Source organism: Microbacterium sp. 8M (assembly GCF_902506375.1).
GTDB lineage: Bacteria > Actinomycetota > Actinomycetes > Actinomycetales > Microbacteriaceae > Microbacterium.
Genome location: NZ_LR733284.1, coordinates 1,943,205 through 1,957,559 on the forward strand (window position 1 = coordinate 1,943,205; position 14,355 = coordinate 1,957,559).

20 protein-coding genes are annotated in these 14,355 nt (G+C 69.4%); 9 read left to right on the forward strand and 11 right to left on the reverse strand.

The features are described from left to right. Positions 1–17: 17 nt before the first annotated feature. From AERO9AM_RS09175 to AERO9AM_RS09195, 5 genes are read right to left on the reverse strand one after another with little or no spacing between them, the layout of a single operon-like run. On the reverse strand, positions 18–449 hold the full coding sequence (locus tag AERO9AM_RS09175; RefSeq protein ID WP_159575860.1) for a cupin domain-containing protein: 432 nt from the start codon (positions 447–449) through the stop codon (positions 18–20). Continuing rightward, entirely contained in the window at positions 446–1,753 is a 1,308-nt protein-coding gene (locus tag AERO9AM_RS09180; protein ID WP_159575861.1) for an amidohydrolase family protein, read from the reverse strand. The genes AERO9AM_RS09175 and AERO9AM_RS09180 overlap by 4 nt, the downstream gene beginning before the upstream one ends. Then, the gene (locus tag AERO9AM_RS09185; protein WP_159575862.1) at positions 1,750–3,192 is read right to left on the reverse strand and encodes an adenosylhomocysteinase; all 1,443 of its coding nucleotides are present in this window, start codon (positions 3,190–3,192) and stop codon (positions 1,750–1,752) included. Before AERO9AM_RS09185 ends, AERO9AM_RS09180 begins: the two co-directional genes overlap by 4 nt. A 54-nt stretch (positions 3,193–3,246) precedes the next feature. Beyond that, on the reverse strand, positions 3,247–3,819 hold the full coding sequence (locus AERO9AM_RS09190) for a dihydrofolate reductase family protein (RefSeq protein WP_159575863.1): 573 nt from the start codon (positions 3,817–3,819) through the stop codon (positions 3,247–3,249). A gap of 10 nt (positions 3,820–3,829) precedes the next feature. After that, a complete protein-coding gene (locus tag AERO9AM_RS09195; protein ID WP_159575864.1) occupies positions 3,830–4,336 on the reverse strand; it encodes a DUF2127 domain-containing protein in 507 nt (168 codons plus the stop codon). A 40-nt stretch (positions 4,337–4,376) separates the two neighbouring features. Between AERO9AM_RS09195 and AERO9AM_RS09200 the strand changes: the two genes are divergently transcribed. The 3 genes from AERO9AM_RS09200 to AERO9AM_RS09210 all read left to right on the forward strand — a co-directional run bounded on the left by AERO9AM_RS09200 (position 4,377) and on the right by AERO9AM_RS09210 (position 6,141). Then, positions 4,377–5,120 carry a formylglycine-generating enzyme family protein gene (locus tag AERO9AM_RS09200; protein WP_159575865.1) on the forward strand — a complete coding sequence of 248 codons (744 nt, stop codon included), beginning with the start codon at positions 4,377–4,379 and terminating at the stop codon, positions 5,118–5,120. 122 nt (positions 5,121–5,242) lie between these two features. Then, entirely contained in the window at positions 5,243–5,779 is a 537-nt protein-coding gene (locus AERO9AM_RS09205; RefSeq protein ID WP_159575866.1) for a GNAT family N-acetyltransferase, read from the forward strand. A 2-nt stretch (positions 5,780–5,781) separates the two neighbouring features. Beyond that, entirely contained in the window at positions 5,782–6,141 is a 360-nt protein-coding gene (locus AERO9AM_RS09210) for a hypothetical protein (protein ID WP_159575867.1), read from the forward strand. On the opposite strand, the gene AERO9AM_RS09215 is transcribed toward AERO9AM_RS09210, so the two are convergent. Then, complete coding sequence (locus AERO9AM_RS09215) at positions 6,142–6,681, reverse strand: SRPBCC domain-containing protein (RefSeq protein ID WP_159575868.1); 540 nt, start codon at positions 6,679–6,681, stop codon at positions 6,142–6,144. It abuts the gene before it with no gap. Positions 6,682–6,739: 58 nt separating this feature from the next. Here AERO9AM_RS09215 and AERO9AM_RS09220 point away from each other — a divergent pair, with 58 nt between their 5' ends. The 5 genes from AERO9AM_RS09220 to AERO9AM_RS09240 all read left to right on the forward strand — a co-directional run bounded on the left by AERO9AM_RS09220 (position 6,740) and on the right by AERO9AM_RS09240 (position 10,530). Continuing rightward, positions 6,740–7,009 (forward strand): hypothetical protein, encoded by a 270-nt coding sequence (locus tag AERO9AM_RS09220; RefSeq protein ID WP_159575869.1) that lies wholly within the window; start codon positions 6,740–6,742, stop codon positions 7,007–7,009. A gap of 52 nt (positions 7,010–7,061) precedes the next feature. Further along, entirely contained in the window at positions 7,062–7,751 is a 690-nt protein-coding gene (locus tag AERO9AM_RS09225; protein WP_159575870.1) for an aspartate/glutamate racemase family protein, read from the forward strand. A gap of 88 nt (positions 7,752–7,839) precedes the next feature. Further along, on the forward strand, positions 7,840–9,258 hold the full coding sequence (gene proS, locus AERO9AM_RS09230; protein WP_236602555.1) for a proline--tRNA ligase: 1,419 nt from the start codon (positions 7,840–7,842) through the stop codon (positions 9,256–9,258). 112 nt (positions 9,259–9,370) lie between these two features. Beyond that, positions 9,371–10,054, forward strand: coding sequence for a response regulator transcription factor (locus AERO9AM_RS09235; protein WP_159575871.1), 684 nt, complete (start codon positions 9,371–9,373; stop codon positions 10,052–10,054). 68 nt (positions 10,055–10,122) lie between these two features. Next, positions 10,123–10,530 (forward strand): DUF7882 family protein, encoded by a 408-nt coding sequence (locus AERO9AM_RS09240; protein WP_236602556.1) that lies wholly within the window; start codon positions 10,123–10,125, stop codon positions 10,528–10,530. A gap of 5 nt (positions 10,531–10,535) precedes the next feature. Here the strand turns inward: AERO9AM_RS09240 and AERO9AM_RS09245 are convergent, their stop codons facing one another. The 4 genes from AERO9AM_RS09245 to AERO9AM_RS09260 all read right to left on the reverse strand — a co-directional run bounded on the left by AERO9AM_RS09245 (position 10,536) and on the right by AERO9AM_RS09260 (position 13,018). Further along, positions 10,536–10,889 carry a hypothetical protein gene (locus AERO9AM_RS09245; RefSeq protein ID WP_159575872.1) on the reverse strand — a complete coding sequence of 118 codons (354 nt, stop codon included), beginning with the start codon at positions 10,887–10,889 and terminating at the stop codon, positions 10,536–10,538. 113 nt (positions 10,890–11,002) lie between these two features. After that, positions 11,003–11,731: a GAF and ANTAR domain-containing protein gene (locus AERO9AM_RS09250; protein ID WP_159575873.1), complete on the reverse strand. Its 729-nt coding sequence runs from the start codon at positions 11,729–11,731 to the stop codon at positions 11,003–11,005. After that, positions 11,728–12,414: a GAF and ANTAR domain-containing protein gene (locus AERO9AM_RS09255; RefSeq protein WP_236602557.1), complete on the reverse strand. Its 687-nt coding sequence runs from the start codon at positions 12,412–12,414 to the stop codon at positions 11,728–11,730. The genes AERO9AM_RS09250 and AERO9AM_RS09255 overlap by 4 nt, the downstream gene beginning before the upstream one ends. Positions 12,415–12,577: 163 nt before the next feature. After that, positions 12,578–13,018, reverse strand: a complete 441-nt coding sequence (locus AERO9AM_RS09260; RefSeq protein WP_328821158.1) for a MarR family winged helix-turn-helix transcriptional regulator — start codon at positions 13,016–13,018, stop codon at positions 12,578–12,580. Positions 13,019–13,205: 187 nt separating this feature from the next. On the opposite strand from AERO9AM_RS09260, the gene AERO9AM_RS09265 reads away from it, so the two are divergent. Continuing rightward, entirely contained in the window at positions 13,206–13,520 is a 315-nt protein-coding gene (locus AERO9AM_RS09265) for a hypothetical protein (RefSeq protein WP_159575876.1), read from the forward strand. A 13-nt stretch (positions 13,521–13,533) separates the two neighbouring features. On the opposite strand, the gene AERO9AM_RS09270 is transcribed toward AERO9AM_RS09265, so the two are convergent. Beyond that, positions 13,534–14,355: a TrmH family RNA methyltransferase gene (locus AERO9AM_RS09270; protein WP_159575877.1), complete on the reverse strand. Its 822-nt coding sequence runs from the start codon at positions 14,353–14,355 to the stop codon at positions 13,534–13,536.

The window sequence follows — 14,355 nt, forward strand, 5'->3', positions numbered from 1 at the left end:
GGGCGCAGGTGCCCCGTTCATACCGTAGAGGAATCGGCGAGACGCCAGTCGGCGAAGTCGAAACCCGGCGAAACGAAGCAGGAGACGAGCACTTCGAGGTCGTCCAGCGGCCGGGCGGCCTGCCATACGCCTGCGGGGACCAAGGCCTGCGCCGCGTCGTCCGGTCCGAGCACGATCGTCTCGGCCTCCTCCGGCGCGGACCCGGATCCGCCCAGGCGCAGCGCGAGACGGCCCGGCCCGTGCCAGAGCCACAACTCGTCGCTGGAGACCACGTGCCAGGCACTGGACTCGTCAGCCCTGAGGAGGTAGTGGATGCACGTCGCGGCGGGGCGGGTGCCGTTCGCGGTCTCCACGGGATGCGTGCTGGTCCAGGTGCGCCGGAACCAGCCGCCCTCGGGGTGCGGCTCCAGACCGAGGCGGGTGGCGGTCGCGGGGATGGGGTCTGTCACGCGGTGTCTCCGTTCGCGGGAAGGGATGCATCGAACGCCGGTGTCGCGTGGCGCAATTCGCCGGCGATCACGGTCGCGGCGGCGCGTCCGGCGCCGGCCTCGACGAGTTCCACGACGGCGTCTGGTCCGGAGGGCACGTCGAAGAACGCGAGGTCCGCGAGCGCGCCGACCGCGAGGTACCCCGTGCGATCCGGACCCACGTCGATGCCCATGGCGTGGGCACCGCCGAGGGTCGCCGCGTTCAGGAGCCGCGCGTGCAGGTCGCGGTCGGTGTAGCCCTGCGAGCGGGCGATGCGCGCCAGCTCTGCGACGTCCGCGAGCAGGTCGAGGGAAGGGCTCGACGAGAGGGAGTCGGTGCCCACCGCGATGGGGTTGCCCTCGCGCAGATATGCGGCGATCGGCGGCTCCTCGAGCCCGATCACCGCGTTGGAGCGCGGACACAGTGCGACGCTCGTGTGGCGCTCTCGCAGGATCGCGCGGTCGCGGGCACTCATGTAGACGCCATGAGCGATGTGGCAGTCCGGCCCGAGCACCCCGAGCTGGTCCACGAACTCCGTCGCGCTGGTGCCGAAGCCCGCATCCCGCAGCTCCTGGAAGCTCGTGAGGCCGGCCTTGTGCCAGGCGTGCGCCTGTTCGTGCGCGAACTCGCTCTCGAACGCCGCCTCGCCGAGATGGATGTGGATCCGGCCGCCGCGCTCTCTGACGATGTCCGGGATCTCCAGGAGCGGCTCGATCTCGAGCGAGTAGGGCGCGTGGGGCGAGAGTCCGGTGCCGGGGGGAGCGGGCAGCGCGTCCAGGGCGTCCTCCACCTGGCGGCGTCCGGTACGCGCCCAATCGGCGTTGGTCCAGCTCATCACCTCCCAGTAGGTGATGCCGTGCAGTCGAGCGTCGTGCAGCGCCGCTGCCGCCTCGACATCCGTGACGACGTCCGCGACCGCGGTGGTCCCGGAGCGGATCAGTTGGGCCGCGCCGTCGGCGGCGTCCGCGGCCCAGTCCCGCCCGCGTTCGTACACCGGATCGAACGCCCCCGCCCAGTCTTCGAAACCGTGGTACCTGCCCCGTCCGACCTCTGCCATGCCGGTGTACTGGAGGTGGGAGTGCGCGTTGACGAGGCCAGGGGTCAACACCCCGGGCCAGTGCACCTCGGTCGGCGCGATCCCACGATCGGCGAGTGAACGACGCACCCAGGCGCGCTCGCCCACGTGCAGGATCCGCCCGTTCCGCACCGCCACCGCGCCCTCGGCGATGGGCGGCGCCGTGATCGGCAGGACCAGTCCGGCCGAATAGAGGATGACACCGGTCATGCCGCGCCCTCCCCGCGGTACCGCGGAGAGCGCCAGTCCCGCTGCGCGCGGTGCTGCGCGTCGGAGCGCACGTCGATCTGCTCGCCGCGCGCCGCCAGGGCTGCACGTGCGACCGCCGCGTCGGCGTCGGCGGGGAAGGGGTGCACACCGGCCGGCAGCGACGAGCCGAGCAGCTGCGCGACCGCCGACAGCTGGACGGCGAAGGACAGGTCCATGATCTCGATCGGGTTGCCCTCGGCTGCCGCGAGGTTGACGCAGCCGCCCCGCGCGAGGAGAAGGGCGCCCTCGCCGGTCCGGTCCAGGTGGGGGATCGCGGCCGAGGCGCCCGACATCGGCTGCAGAGCGGCGAGATCGACATCCGCCTCGCCCGGGACGCCGCCGGCGACCGCGGCGATCCGTGCCGCGCGCAGGGTGGCGGCGTCGATCGAGTGCGGCACGCCCGTGGCCGAGACGACGAGCGCGCCGGGCGCGAGATCCCGCAGCAGTCCGGTGACGTAGCCGTCGTGCGCCGCCCGCAGGGCTCGCACCGGATCCGTCTCCGTGACGGCGACCGAGGCGCCGAGGGCGCGCAGATGCGCCGCCACGCCCTCGCCCACGGGCCCGTAACCGATCACCACCGCGGGTTGGTCCCGCAGACCGATCCCCGCCGTGTCGAGCACGTCGGCGATGGCGAACACGCAGGACTGCCCGGTGCCGTATCGGTTGTCGAAAGCGGTCTTCATCGGCGCGTCGTTGACGGCGATCACCGGGATCCTCAGGGCTCCTTGCGCCGCCATCCGACGCAGGGGCGCGAGGCCGCTCGTCGTCTCCTCGGCGGCACCGCGCAGCCCTGCGAGGATGCCTTCCTCGTGCGCGAGCCGGATCAGGTGGGAGCCGTCGTCGAGCAGCAGCTCGTGGTCCCGGCGGAGGAACGCGACAGCGGCCGCCCGCTCCGCAGCACCCGAGAGCGCGGGATTGCCGTCCACCGGGATGCCCCGGGCGCGCAGCGCCGCAGCGACCTCGACGTCGATCTCGTCGGGATGCGCGTACACCGCGACCTCGGCGCCTGCATCGCGCAGCAGCAGGGCGAGCTGCGCCGTCTTCGGCTCGAGGACCATCGCGATGCCGATGCGGATGCCGCGCACCGCGCCGGATTCGCGGAGCGTCTCGGCGATCCCTCGCGATACCGGCATGTGTGCGCCGGCGAAGTCGATGCGGTCATCGGCGCTCTGTCGCAGAGGGAGCGGAACCCCGTGCAGCAGGATCTCGCGCTCGGCACCGGGCGCGAACGCGACGCCGCCAGGCCCCGACCGGGCACCGAGGCGCGAGAGGAGCACGCGCAGCGCGTCCGCGACCTCGCTCTCGCCGATGACGTCGATGGTCCGCCCCGCGATCAGCAGGTTGGTCTCTCGGGCGAACCGGCGCACGAGCCGTTCGGCGGTCAGGAGGGCGTCCGGCACGTGTTCAGCGTAGAGGGTCCATCCGACCCGTCCGCTCCGTGCGACGGGCAGCGGTCACGCGTGGTGGGCGCGCCCCGACACCCGATACGTGAGTTCGGCGAACGGTCCCGCGCGACGTACGCCCATCAGTTCGAGTCGGGTGTGATCGAGATCGCGGGGCAGCAGCGGCTTACCGGCGGCGAGCGTGACCGGCGCGAACGTCACGACGATCTCGTCGAGCAGGCCCGCGTCGGCGAACTGGCCGACGAGATCCCCGCCGCCCACGATCCACACGTCCTTGCCCCCGGCGGCCGCGACGATGTCCGGCCAGTGCTCTGTCACCGCTCCCTGCACGAAACGGATGTCGGCGCCGGGCACCCGCTCCGGCTGGCGCCGGGTGAAGACGAAGGTCGGTCGGTCGCCGTAGAACTGCTGCCACCGCTCCGGGTGGGCGAGCAGATCCTCGTGCTCGCGCACCCATTCGTAGGTCGCGGAGCCCTCGACCATCACGCCGATCCGCTCGGTGAACGCGGCGATGTCGGCCATGGCCTCGTCCTGCGGGATCGTGAGGAGCCAGTCCAGCGAATCGTGCGGATCGGCGAGGAATCCGTTCAGCGTCGAAGCGGTGTAGAAGATCGCGCGTGTCATGCAGGAGACGCTAGACGCCGGGTCCGACATCGGCGGCGTCCGCGCCCCGCCGCCGATGCAGCTGCCATTCGCGCGCGGTGAGGATCACGATGAACACGTCGAAGAGCGTGAGTGCGAGCATCCACCCGCTGAAGTGCACGATCAGTTCGCAGCACTGCAGCACGATGAACATGGCGAGGGCAGCAAGCATCCAGGGATAGGCCCAGAGCTGCCCGCGCAGCAGCGCCCAGACCAGCACGACCTTGACGATGCCATGCAGCAGCAGGTACGCGGCCGCGAACAGCGTCGTCCCGGTGCCCCAGGCGTCGCCGAGGTGTGCGGCCCAATGGAAGACGGGGGAGTGCTCGTGCCCGACCAGCACGAACGACACCACATCGCCGAGCCACTCCCGCAGCCGGGCCGGGGAGATGAAGAGCAGGGCGAGCCCGCCGATCAGCTCGGCGGCACCGTCCAGCCCCTTCAGCACGAGGCTCACCGCGAAGACCCGATCGAGCGTGCGATGCGGGGCGGCGGTCATGGATCCGATGCTACGGACGCGGCTCTTAGACTGCCCTGAGATGAGTGAGATCGAGATGCGTGCCTTGCCGGCCGGTTCCGTCGCGCTGCACGACGCGCGGACCAGACGGCGCTGGACCGTCGCGCTCAAGCCCTTCGAGATCGGCGTGTTCGCCGTCACCGAGGAACAGGCTTCGGAGCTGCTCGGCATCGCGGCGCAGCATCCAGACCGTCCGGCAGTCGGCATCTCCTGGCAGCGCGCTATTCGCTTCTGCAACGCGGCATCGGAGTGGGAGGTCCTGGATCCGGTATATCGGTTCGACGACACCGAGGTGCGCTGGGATGTCACCGCCGATGGGTACCGCCTGCCCACAGAGGCGGAGTGGGAGTACGCGTGCCGTGCCGGCTCCACGACGCCGCACTACGGCCCCCTGCACGAGGTCGCGTGGACGGCCGCCGACGGCGTCCGCCACGCGCAGCGCGTGGGGGAGCGGATGCCCAACCTGAACGGGCTCTTCGACACCCTCGGAAATGTGTGGGAGTGGTGCTGGGACCTGCTGGATCCCGCCCGCTACGGCGAATACCGGGTGTTCCGCGGCGGCGGGTTCGCGGACGACGCGTGGAGCGTGCGGGCTTCGGTGCGGCGCGGCGGGGACCCGCGTACCGCGCAGGACGATCTGGGCTTCCGTGTCGCGCGAGGCGGGTTCGACGCCGAGGACGCGGCGCAGGGCTGGTCCCGTGCCGCCGACGAGGAGCGCGCACTTCTCACCGGCCCGCTGCCGGCGGGCTGGACGCCGCGGCGCTGAGACGACGAGCTCAGGGCGTTGCGCGCACCAGCGTGCGGCCCTGTGAAGGAAGTCGCCGCAGATGGCCGTGCTGCGACATCGACGCCACCCGGATCTCCCCGAAGCAGTGCGAGGATGAGGTCATGCCCGGTGAAGCGGCTCGCACGACCCTGACGACGGAGAGGTTGATCCTCCGTCCGCAACGCGTCGAGGACGCAGCCGTGTTCCGGCAGCTGTGGGCGGAACGCGATCTCCGCGTTCCGCCTCATCGGCGTATCGACCAGGAAGGGCGCCCGACCGAGGCCGACATCGTCAGCCAGATCCGGGAGGCCGCCGACGACGAACGCCCGGGCCTGCTGACGGTGACGAGCCGGACGACGGGCGAGGTCATCGGATACTGTGGCCTCGTCTTCGACAGCACGCGGCGCCTCGCCGGTCCGGAACTGGCGTTCGAACTGCTCCTCGCCATGCACAACCGCGGGTACGCGACCGAAGCCGGTCGGGCCGTGGTCGAATGGGCTCGTGAGGCCGGACATCCGCGATTGTGGGCGACGGTATGGGACTGGAACGTCGCCTCCCGTCGCGTGCTCGAGAAGCTCGGGTTCGTCGAGACCGGCCGTGTGACGAAGGAGAACGAACACGGACGATCTCTGCTGACAGTGCGTGACACAGCGGAGTGAGCATGGCCACGATCGAGGACGTCCGCGCGCTCGGATCCACCCTGGAGCGCTCCTACGAGGTGCGCGTCCGCGGCCGGCTGAAGTTCCGCGTGGGGCAGCTCGTGTACGTGGCGTTCTCGGCCGACGAACGCGCCATGGAGTTCGCCTTCCCGAAGGAGCTGCGCGAGGGCCTGATCGGGGGACAGCCGGAGAAGTTCCAGCTGCCCTCCCCGTCCGACATGCGGTTCCACTGGGTCCGCTCGACCCTCGCCGCCCTCGAGCCGGGGGAGGCGCGCGAGTTCGTGGTGGACGCGTGGCGCATGGTCGTACCGCAGAAGCTGTCCCGCGCCTACGACCTCGCGCACCCGGAGGGACCAGCCTGATCAGAGCCTCACGGTTTGCGACGTGCTTGCGCGCAGAGAGTCCAGCGCGACCTCGAAGCGATTCCATTGCAAGTTCAGACCGCCGCGGAGATGGGCGACGTCGTTCTCACCGTCACCGTCGTAGACCAGGAACGTGAACTGCTCGGTGTGCCGCACGGAGGTGGTCGAGTCCCCGCCGCTGAACGCGACCGTCACGAGGGAGGCCCAGCGAAGGACGCCGTCGAGCCGCAGCGATGAGGCGAAGACGATGCGGTCGCGGTCGACGATGTCGAGGAAGTCCGCCGTCGACACAATGGTCTCGTCGACCCCCGATGGCGCGAAGATCCCCTCGGCGACCTCCCTGCCGCCTGGCCGGAAGTCGACCGAGAAGCGGCTTCGCGAACCGGGAACCGAACGCCATAGCGCGCGCAGGGCTGGATCGCTGTATCCGCGCCACACTTCCGACAGGGGCCGTGCGAACGCGCGCTCGGCGGAGAATTCCCCGGTGATCATGTCCTCGTGAACCGCCGCGCGGGTCGTGGCATTCCAGGTTGAGGACACGCGTCCCAGCGCGCACCATCTGCTGGTGCGACCGCAGAGCTCTCCGTATCCTTCAGACATGAACGACACCCCGATTCCGAGGCCGACACGGGGATATCTCGTCGCTGCCTGGACGACCGCGCTGCTGTTCGGTGTCGTCGCCGGCACCGGTGTCGGGTTCCTTACGCAGGATGTGCGGGCGGGCGTGATCTCCGGCGTCATCGTCACGGTGCTCGCCGGCCTTGCATCCGTCTTGGCGGCGAGGCGAGAGGGGTGGGGGTCGACCGAAGGCGCGCCTCCGTGGACCGGGGATGCCGCCGCCCGGCACCACAGCGGCGGGTCGGTATAGCCCCGAGGGGCTCCCGCATCATGCGTGCCGGCCGCGCCGGTACCGTGAAGGCATGAAGACCATCGGCGTCCTGGGCGGCATGAGCTGGGAGTCCTCACTGGACTGGTACCGGATGGCGAACGAGCAGGTGAGGCAGGAGCTCGGCGGCTTCCACTCGGCCCCGATCCTGCTCGACTCGCTCGATTTCGCAGAGATCGAGGCGATGCAGGCATCAGGGGAGTGGGACGCCGCGGGCGACCTGCTCGCGTCCCACGCGCGCGGGCTCGAGGCCGCCGGCGCGGGCCTCGTGGTGCTGTGCACGAATACGATGCACCTCGTCGCGGACAGGATCACCGAGGCCATCAGCGTCCCTTTCCTGCACATCGCGGACTCGACCGCGGAGGCGATCACCGCCGCGCGCCTGCGCACGGTCGGCCTGCTGGGCACGGCCTTCACGATGGAGCAGGAGTTCTATCGCGACCGGCTCGCATCGCACGGCATCACCGCGCTGATTCCCGATGCCGAGAACCGGGCGGCGGTGCACCGGATCATCTACGAGGAGCTGGTGCAGGGAGTCGTCACCGAGGAGTCGCGTCGGACGTACGGAGACGTCATCGAGCGCCTGGTCGACGCGGGTGCCGAGGGCATCATCCTCGGCTGCACCGAGATCGAGCTCCTCATCACGCAGCGGGACGCCGACGTGCCGGTGTTCCCGACCACCGCGCTGCACGTCGCCGCAGCCCTCAAGGCCGCGGGCCTCTGAGTCCCGGCAGGGGAGCAGCGGCCCTATCCGATGAGAAGACCGGGTCGTCGGTAGCGGCGAGATCGACGCGGGGCAATAGCCTGGCCTCGTGGCAGAACGACAGAGGATCCTCGCATCCGTCGACACCGACTTCCCCCGCTGGTACCAGGATGTCCTGGAGAAGGCCGAGCTCGCCGACAACGGCCCCGTGCGCGGAACGATGGTCATCCGACCGTATGCCTACGCGATGTGGGAGCGGATGCAGGCCGAGGTGGATGCGCGCATCAAGGCGGCCGGCGCCGAGAACGTGTACCTGCCGCTGTTCATCCCGCAGTCGTACCTCGAGCGCGAAGCCGAGCACGTCGAGGGCTTCAGCCCGGAACTCGCCGTGGTCACGCACGCCGGCGGAAAGGAGCTCACCGAGCCGGTGGTCGTCCGGCCGACGTCCGAGACTGTGTTCGGCGAGCTCATGGCCAAGTGGATCCAGTCCCACCGCGATCTGCCGCTGCTGCTGAACCAGTGGGCGAACGTCGTGCGGTGGGAGATGCGTCCCCGGTTGTTCCTGCGCACCAGCGAGTTCCTGTGGCAGGAGGGGCACACCGCTCACGCCACGCGGGAGGACGCCGCGGCGTACGCCACCCGCATCCATCTCGAGGTGTACCGGGACTTCCTGGAGAACGTTCTGGCGATCCCCGTGCTGCCGGGCTTCAAGAGCCCCTCGGAGCGCTTCGCCGGCGCCATCAACACGATGACCTGCGAGGCGATGATGGGGGACGGCAAGGCGCTGCAGATGGCCACGAGTCACGAGCTCGGCCAGAACTTCGCCACCGCCTTCGACATCACGTACACGGATGCTCAAGGCCAGGTGCAGACCGCGTGGACGACCTCATGGGGCTCCTCGACGCGCATGATGGGCGGCCTTTTCATGTCTCACGGCGACGATTCCGGACTGCGCATCCCGCCGCGCATCGCGCCGCACCAGGTGGTCGTCATCGCCGTGAAGGACGACGATCGCACGGTCGGTGCCGCACGGCGGATCGTCGCCGATCTGGAGGCCGCGGGGGTGCGCGCGAAGCTCGACGCACGCAGCACCCCGGGCTTCGGCCGTCGTGCCACGGAATGGGAGCTCAAGGGCGTGCCGCTGCGGATAGAGGTCGGCCCGCGCGATCTCGACGCGGCGCAGGTCACGTACGCCCGCCGCGACATCCACGGCAAGTCTGCACTGCCCCTTGCGGACCTGGCCTCCGCGATCCCGGGGCTCCTGGCCCGGATGCAGGAGGACATGCTCGGGAACGCCCGCGCGCGCCTCGCCGCCCGCACCACGCACGTGTCGACGATCGACGAGGCACGGGAGGCGGCGACGACCGGATTCGCGGTGATCAGTTGGAGCGAGCTCGGCGAAGCCGGTGAGAGGGAGCTCAACAAGCACGCCATCACCGTGCGCTGCCTGCAGACCCGCGACGGACGGATGCCGGATCCGATGCACCCCGAGCAGGATCTCGTCGCCGTCGTCGCCCGCGCATACTGACTGGTTCCCGCAGGGGACGGGGGAGCGCCTCTCACCCCTGGGGGTGAAGACACACCTCCCCTATGCGCCTAGCGTGGACGCATGAGACGCCCGGTCCAGCGGGCACGGGACGGTGAGTGTGCTGCGGATCGCCTTGGTCAACGATTACGAGGTCGTCGTGCGCGGGCTCGTTGCGATGCTGCGCGCGTATCAGGATCAGGTTCAGGTCGTCGAACTGGATCTGAACCAGCCGGTCGCCGAGATGGTCGACGTCGCACTGTACGACACCTTCGCATCGGTCCAGGGGGACCGGGCCGATGTCCACGCTCTTGCGGCGAACCCGCGCGTCAGGCGGGTCGTCGTGTACTCGTGGACGCTCGACCAGGCTCTGATCAGCGCCGCCATCGCAAACGGCGCCGGGGGATACGTGTCCAAGGGGATCCCCGCGCATCAGCTCGTCATCGCGCTGCAGCAGATCTGCGCCGGGGGACCGAGGGTCTGGGTCGACTCACACGGCAGGCCTGCGAGCGGGACCGGTGACTGGCCGGGCCGCGAGGAAGGGCTCACGGCCCGGGAGTCAGAGGTCCTCGCTCTCATCACGCAAGGGCTGACAAACACGCAGATCGCCGGCCGCACGCACCTGTCCATCAATTCCGTCAAGACCTACATACGGTCCGCCTATCGGCGCATCGGTGCATCCACCCGCACTGAGGCGGTCCTGTGGGGTGTCGAGCACGGTTTCCGCCCCGACCGGCTGCGCGTGCGGCCCGCGGGCGTCCCTGACGATGATGCGGCAGCCGACGGGGGCGCGGCGTGATCGCGGCTGCGCCCTCAGACCGGCTCGACCGTCGCATCGTTCACGAAGCTCGCAGGTGAGGAGGCACCTTGGGAACCATCTTCTACGGCAGCTGCGCCACCCCGATCCACGTCGAAGACCGTGCGCTCGCCCATCTCAAGGTGCTGATCGCCACGAAGCTGCGCCGGGGCGAGAGCTTCACCCTGTCGTGGCCGCACCCCGAAGGGCAGCCGTCCGCGCGGAGCACGATCTGGCTGAGCCCCGCTGTCGAGCTCACGTTCGTGTTCGACGATCCCGAGCCGCCCGAGATCGATCGGAGCCATCTCGCGAATCTGGCGAGGACGGCCTACTCGGCGGGCGGCATCCAGCTCACCTCCGAGGATGTCGCCCCCTCCGCCGCGACGCCTCCTGCGGAAGTCCAGCGCGGACGCACCCCGGATTTCCCCCACGGATCCGCGAGCGGTCGACCACGACCGGTCCGCACCGAGATGCGCTGAGGTGCTCACAGGCCGTACTCGAAGAAGCCGTCATCGTCTGTCCCGGCGTCGGCCTCCGCTTGGACCGGCCACGCCAGGCTCGGCTCGCCGTCGACGAGTTTGGCGGTTCGGGCCCGCAGGGACTTCGTGGTGGCGAGGGAGACCAGTTCGGTTTCGCGGGCTTCGGTCTCCAGGCTCTGCAGTTGCACCATCCATCCGACCGTGAGTCGCAGCCGCCTCGTGGTCTTTTCCACCACGACAGGGATGTCCACGAGGTCCGTGGTCTGGTTCCGGGCGAGTGCGTGACCGTAGTCCAGGAGAGCGTCGGCGATCTCGTCGCCGGTGAGGTACGAACCCAGCGGAGTGATGATCAGCTTCATGTCAGAATCCCGTGCGCAGCGTCGAACTCGCGCGCCGGGGTCTGGGGCGTCCGCTTTCCTCTTCCAGTCTAAGATCCGCCAAGATCCGGGCAACCGGCTCGAGGAGGTTCAGATCATCGCTCGGAATCGGCGTCGAAATGCAGCTCCCGCCGCACGATCCTGCCTGCGACCTGGCTCAGTGGCAGCTGGTGGTGCCGGGCGTAGGCGCGGATCCGTTCGAAGGCCTGATCGATGGGCAGATCAGCGGTGAACGACACCACGCCCTTAGCCTGCTCTATGACGACGCGGCTGCTGAGAGCGATACGCAGCTGCTCGGCGAGCAGCTCGGACTCACGGAACGACCGCTCGTGGAGGATCCCGATGGTGGCCACATCTGCGAGAGCGCGCGCTGCGACCAGCACCTCGTCCGACAGCGGGCCTTCCTGTGAGCTCATCAGGTTCAACGTGCCGATGGTCTGCTCCCGGAGCCGGAGCGGGAGAGCGTGGATCGAGGCGAAGCCCTGCGCAAGCGCCTCGACGCGGAAGGAGTCCCACCCGGCCGCCGTCGCGAGCGATGGCACCAGGATGGGGGAGCCGGTGCGGAAGCAGTCGATGCACGGACCGGACTGCGCCGACAACTGGAACACCTCGACCAGATGGCTCGCCTCGCTGGTGGAAGCGACGAGCTCGAGTTCGCCCGTCTCATCGGCCAGCAGGATCCCGGCCGCCGTCACGCCGAGCACGTCCCGGCACGCATCGACCAACGTCTGCAGCAGCTCGACCACGTCGTAGTCGTCGACGAGGGTGTCGGCGAGACTGGTGAAGGTCGTGAGGAGCCGAGAATCGAAGCTCGTGCCGTTCATTCCACCGCCTCGATCTCACCGTCGACCATCCGGAACCGGAGACGCCGTTCTACAACGTCGACTGCGATTTCCGCAACCGGCTTGCCAAGCGCGAAGGCGCGCCCCTGGATCACGAGCAGCGCCTCCTCGGGAGCCACCTGCAGCTGAGCCAGGACCATTCCGGTCGCCTGATGGACCGTCCTCCTGCTCGACCCGCTCGTTCTTGCGGCATCCTCCTCGTTCACCTGCTCGACGGCATCGCGCAACAGGTGACGGCCGATGACGCGCGCCATCGCGCTGGCCTGCCGCGTCTGATGGGGGGACAGGGTCAGCCGGGTCGTCGTGAACAGATCGACCGCCCCGAACCGCAGCGATCCGACGGCTACGGGGAAGGCGAAGATCGACACCGCCGGCCCCTTCTGCACAGCTGCCGCGGCGAACGCCGGCCATCGGCCGACACCGCCCTGGTTGAGGTCCGCTTCAGACACAGGTGTGCCCAGTCGCACGGCATCCCAGCAGGGTCCTTCACCCAGGTCGAACTGCAGCTCATCCAGCGTCCGCGCATCGGGGCCGGTCGTGGACACGATATCCGTGCCCAGGACGTCACCGAGAGTGGAGACCGATGCGCCGTCGACGGGGAAGACGTCGAGGAACGTGGTGCTGAACAGCTGAGGAGATCCGTCGGCGCGGTCCAGGATCACCATCGCTTCCGCGAAAGCATCGTCCATGGTGCCTCCTCGCGTCTCTCACGTCTGCTCCTAACGAGCGTAATACGCGTCGCACACCCGGACCGGTCTGCGCACCGCAGGGAGAGGGGCCCCCTGCCTGAGCTGACATAATGTGCATTATCGGAGTTTGTGGTCCGATTCACAGGGGGCGGCCGAGGCGCGCGTCGAGCCGCGTCAGGACGGACGCCAGGACCTCGATCTCCTCGGGAGCGACGGCGTCGAACAGTTCTCCCGCGACGATGCTCGTCTGCTGCTGGACCTCGGCCAGCGCACGCGTTCCGCCGTCCGTGAGCTCAAGGATCGTGACGCGTCGATCTTCCGCGGAAACGATCCTGACGAGATGACCGAGCCGGACGAGATCGTCGACCGTGCGCACCATGGCCGTCTTGTCGATCGCGAGCCGCGCCACGAGGTCGCGCTGCGTGCGCACGCCGTCGCGGATCATGAACATGACGGACGCGTGGCGTGTCGTCAGGCCCAAGGGCTCCAGATTGCCGGTCAGTCGTTGGGACGCCGCGGTGTAGACCCGGTGCAGGAGTACTCCTAGCTCGATCGCCGTCCGCTTCTCCACGTCTGTCACTGTGCCAGTCTCCCCCGAGAAAGATTCATTTGCAATAGATTCAGATGAACTGATTTGCTACGCTCGCGTCATGAGCCCCCGCGAACAGCCTCGGCAGGACCGCCGCTGGCCGATGATCCTGCTCCGAGTATCGTCGTTCCTCGCTTCGGTCCTCTTGCTGACACAGGCAGTCCTCGCAGGGATCTTCATGAGCAAGGTGCGCCTCGCGTTCGATCTGCATCGCGAGAACGCCACGTTCGCGGGGGTCGTCGTGATGATCTGGGTCGCAGCCGCGATCCTGACCCGAGCCCTGGCCGGCGGACCTCCGCGAGCGGTCTCCGCCTCCGTCGGGATACTCCTCCTCGTGACGCTCCAGGCGTTCGCCGGCTTCCGTCATCTCACCGCCGTGCACGTGCCGCTCGGCACCGTGGTCATCACGCTGTCGGTCCTTGCCACCGTGCGGATCTGGCGATGGCAGCCCAGACAGGCGGCGACTCCGGGACCCACAGCCTCCAGGCCATGAGCGGCGCGCCGGCTCAGGTACGCGCTGCCGCCCGCTGCCGCGCCGCCTCGTACAGCATGAGGGTCGCCGCATTCGACGCGTTCAGAGAGCTCGCGGATCCGCTCATCGGCACGCGGACCATGACGTCGGCGGCCTCCCGCCAGGCCCGCGCAAGCCCGCCCGTCTCATTCCCGATGAGCACCAGGGACGGCTGTGTGAAGTCGTGATCCCACACGTCGACGTCGCCGTGCTCGTCGGTCGCCACGATCGTGATCGCCGTTCCCGCGGCGCGCCGGGCCTGAACCCAGTCCAGCACCGGTCCCGGCGACGTGGCTCGCACGACCGGCGTGGCGAACAGCGATCCGGTCGACGCGCGCACCGACTTCGGATCGTAGGGATCGGCGGCGTGCCCGGAGACGATGAGCCCGTGGCCGCCGAGCGCGTCCATCGACCGCACGATCGCCCCGATGTTCCCCGGCTGAGTCGGGCGATCGAAGACCATGCCGAGGAAATCCGGCGGCGCGGGGATCCGCGTCAGGTCCTCGTCCGGCATGGCGACGACAGCGATCACCTCCGTCGCACCCTCGTCCTTGTCCGCGAGCTCGGCGAGGAGCGCAGGGCTCATCGCGATCGTCTCGCGTGCGTGGGTCAGGACATCGCGCGCCCACGGCGAGAGAGAACGCTCCGCGTCGTGGACAGCGGTGAGCACCGTCCAGCCGTGCGCGATCGCCTGGGTGATCGGCCGGACCCCCTGCACCACGAACCGGTGCTCCCGCGTGCGGTGCGTGCGATTGCGCGTCAGTGCCTCGAGCAGCTGGAACCGCGAGTTGCGCGTCGTGATCTTCAGATCCGCCAC

Bases quoted from the DNA above. Each gene is read 5' to 3' on its own strand.
- AERO9AM_RS09180 (WP_159575861.1), bottom strand. From the start codon at position 1,753: ATGACCGGTGTCATCCTCTATTCGGCCGGACTGGTCCTGCCGATCACG.
- AERO9AM_RS09190 (WP_159575863.1), bottom strand. From the start codon at position 3,819: ATGACACGCGCGATCTTCTACACCGCTTCGACGCTGAACGGATTCCTC.
- AERO9AM_RS09195 (WP_159575864.1), bottom strand. From the start codon at position 4,336: ATGACCGCCGCCCCGCATCGCACGCTCGATCGGGTCTTCGCGGTGAGC.
- AERO9AM_RS09200 (WP_159575865.1), top strand. From the start codon at position 4,377: ATGAGTGAGATCGAGATGCGTGCCTTGCCGGCCGGTTCCGTCGCGCTG.
- AERO9AM_RS09205 (WP_159575866.1), top strand. From the start codon at position 5,243: ATGCCCGGTGAAGCGGCTCGCACGACCCTGACGACGGAGAGGTTGATC.
- AERO9AM_RS09210 (WP_159575867.1), top strand. From the start codon at position 5,782: ATGGCCACGATCGAGGACGTCCGCGCGCTCGGATCCACCCTGGAGCGC.
- AERO9AM_RS09220 (WP_159575869.1), top strand. From the start codon at position 6,740: ATGAACGACACCCCGATTCCGAGGCCGACACGGGGATATCTCGTCGCT.
- AERO9AM_RS09225 (WP_159575870.1), top strand. From the start codon at position 7,062: ATGAAGACCATCGGCGTCCTGGGCGGCATGAGCTGGGAGTCCTCACTG.
- AERO9AM_RS09245 (WP_159575872.1), bottom strand. From the start codon at position 10,889: ATGAAGCTGATCATCACTCCGCTGGGTTCGTACCTCACCGGCGACGAG.
- AERO9AM_RS09250 (WP_159575873.1), bottom strand. From the start codon at position 11,731: ATGAACGGCACGAGCTTCGATTCTCGGCTCCTCACGACCTTCACCAGT.
- AERO9AM_RS09255 (WP_236602557.1), bottom strand. From the start codon at position 12,414: ATGGTGATCCTGGACCGCGCCGACGGATCTCCTCAGCTGTTCAGCACC.
- AERO9AM_RS09265 (WP_159575876.1), top strand. From the start codon at position 13,206: ATGAGCAAGGTGCGCCTCGCGTTCGATCTGCATCGCGAGAACGCCACG.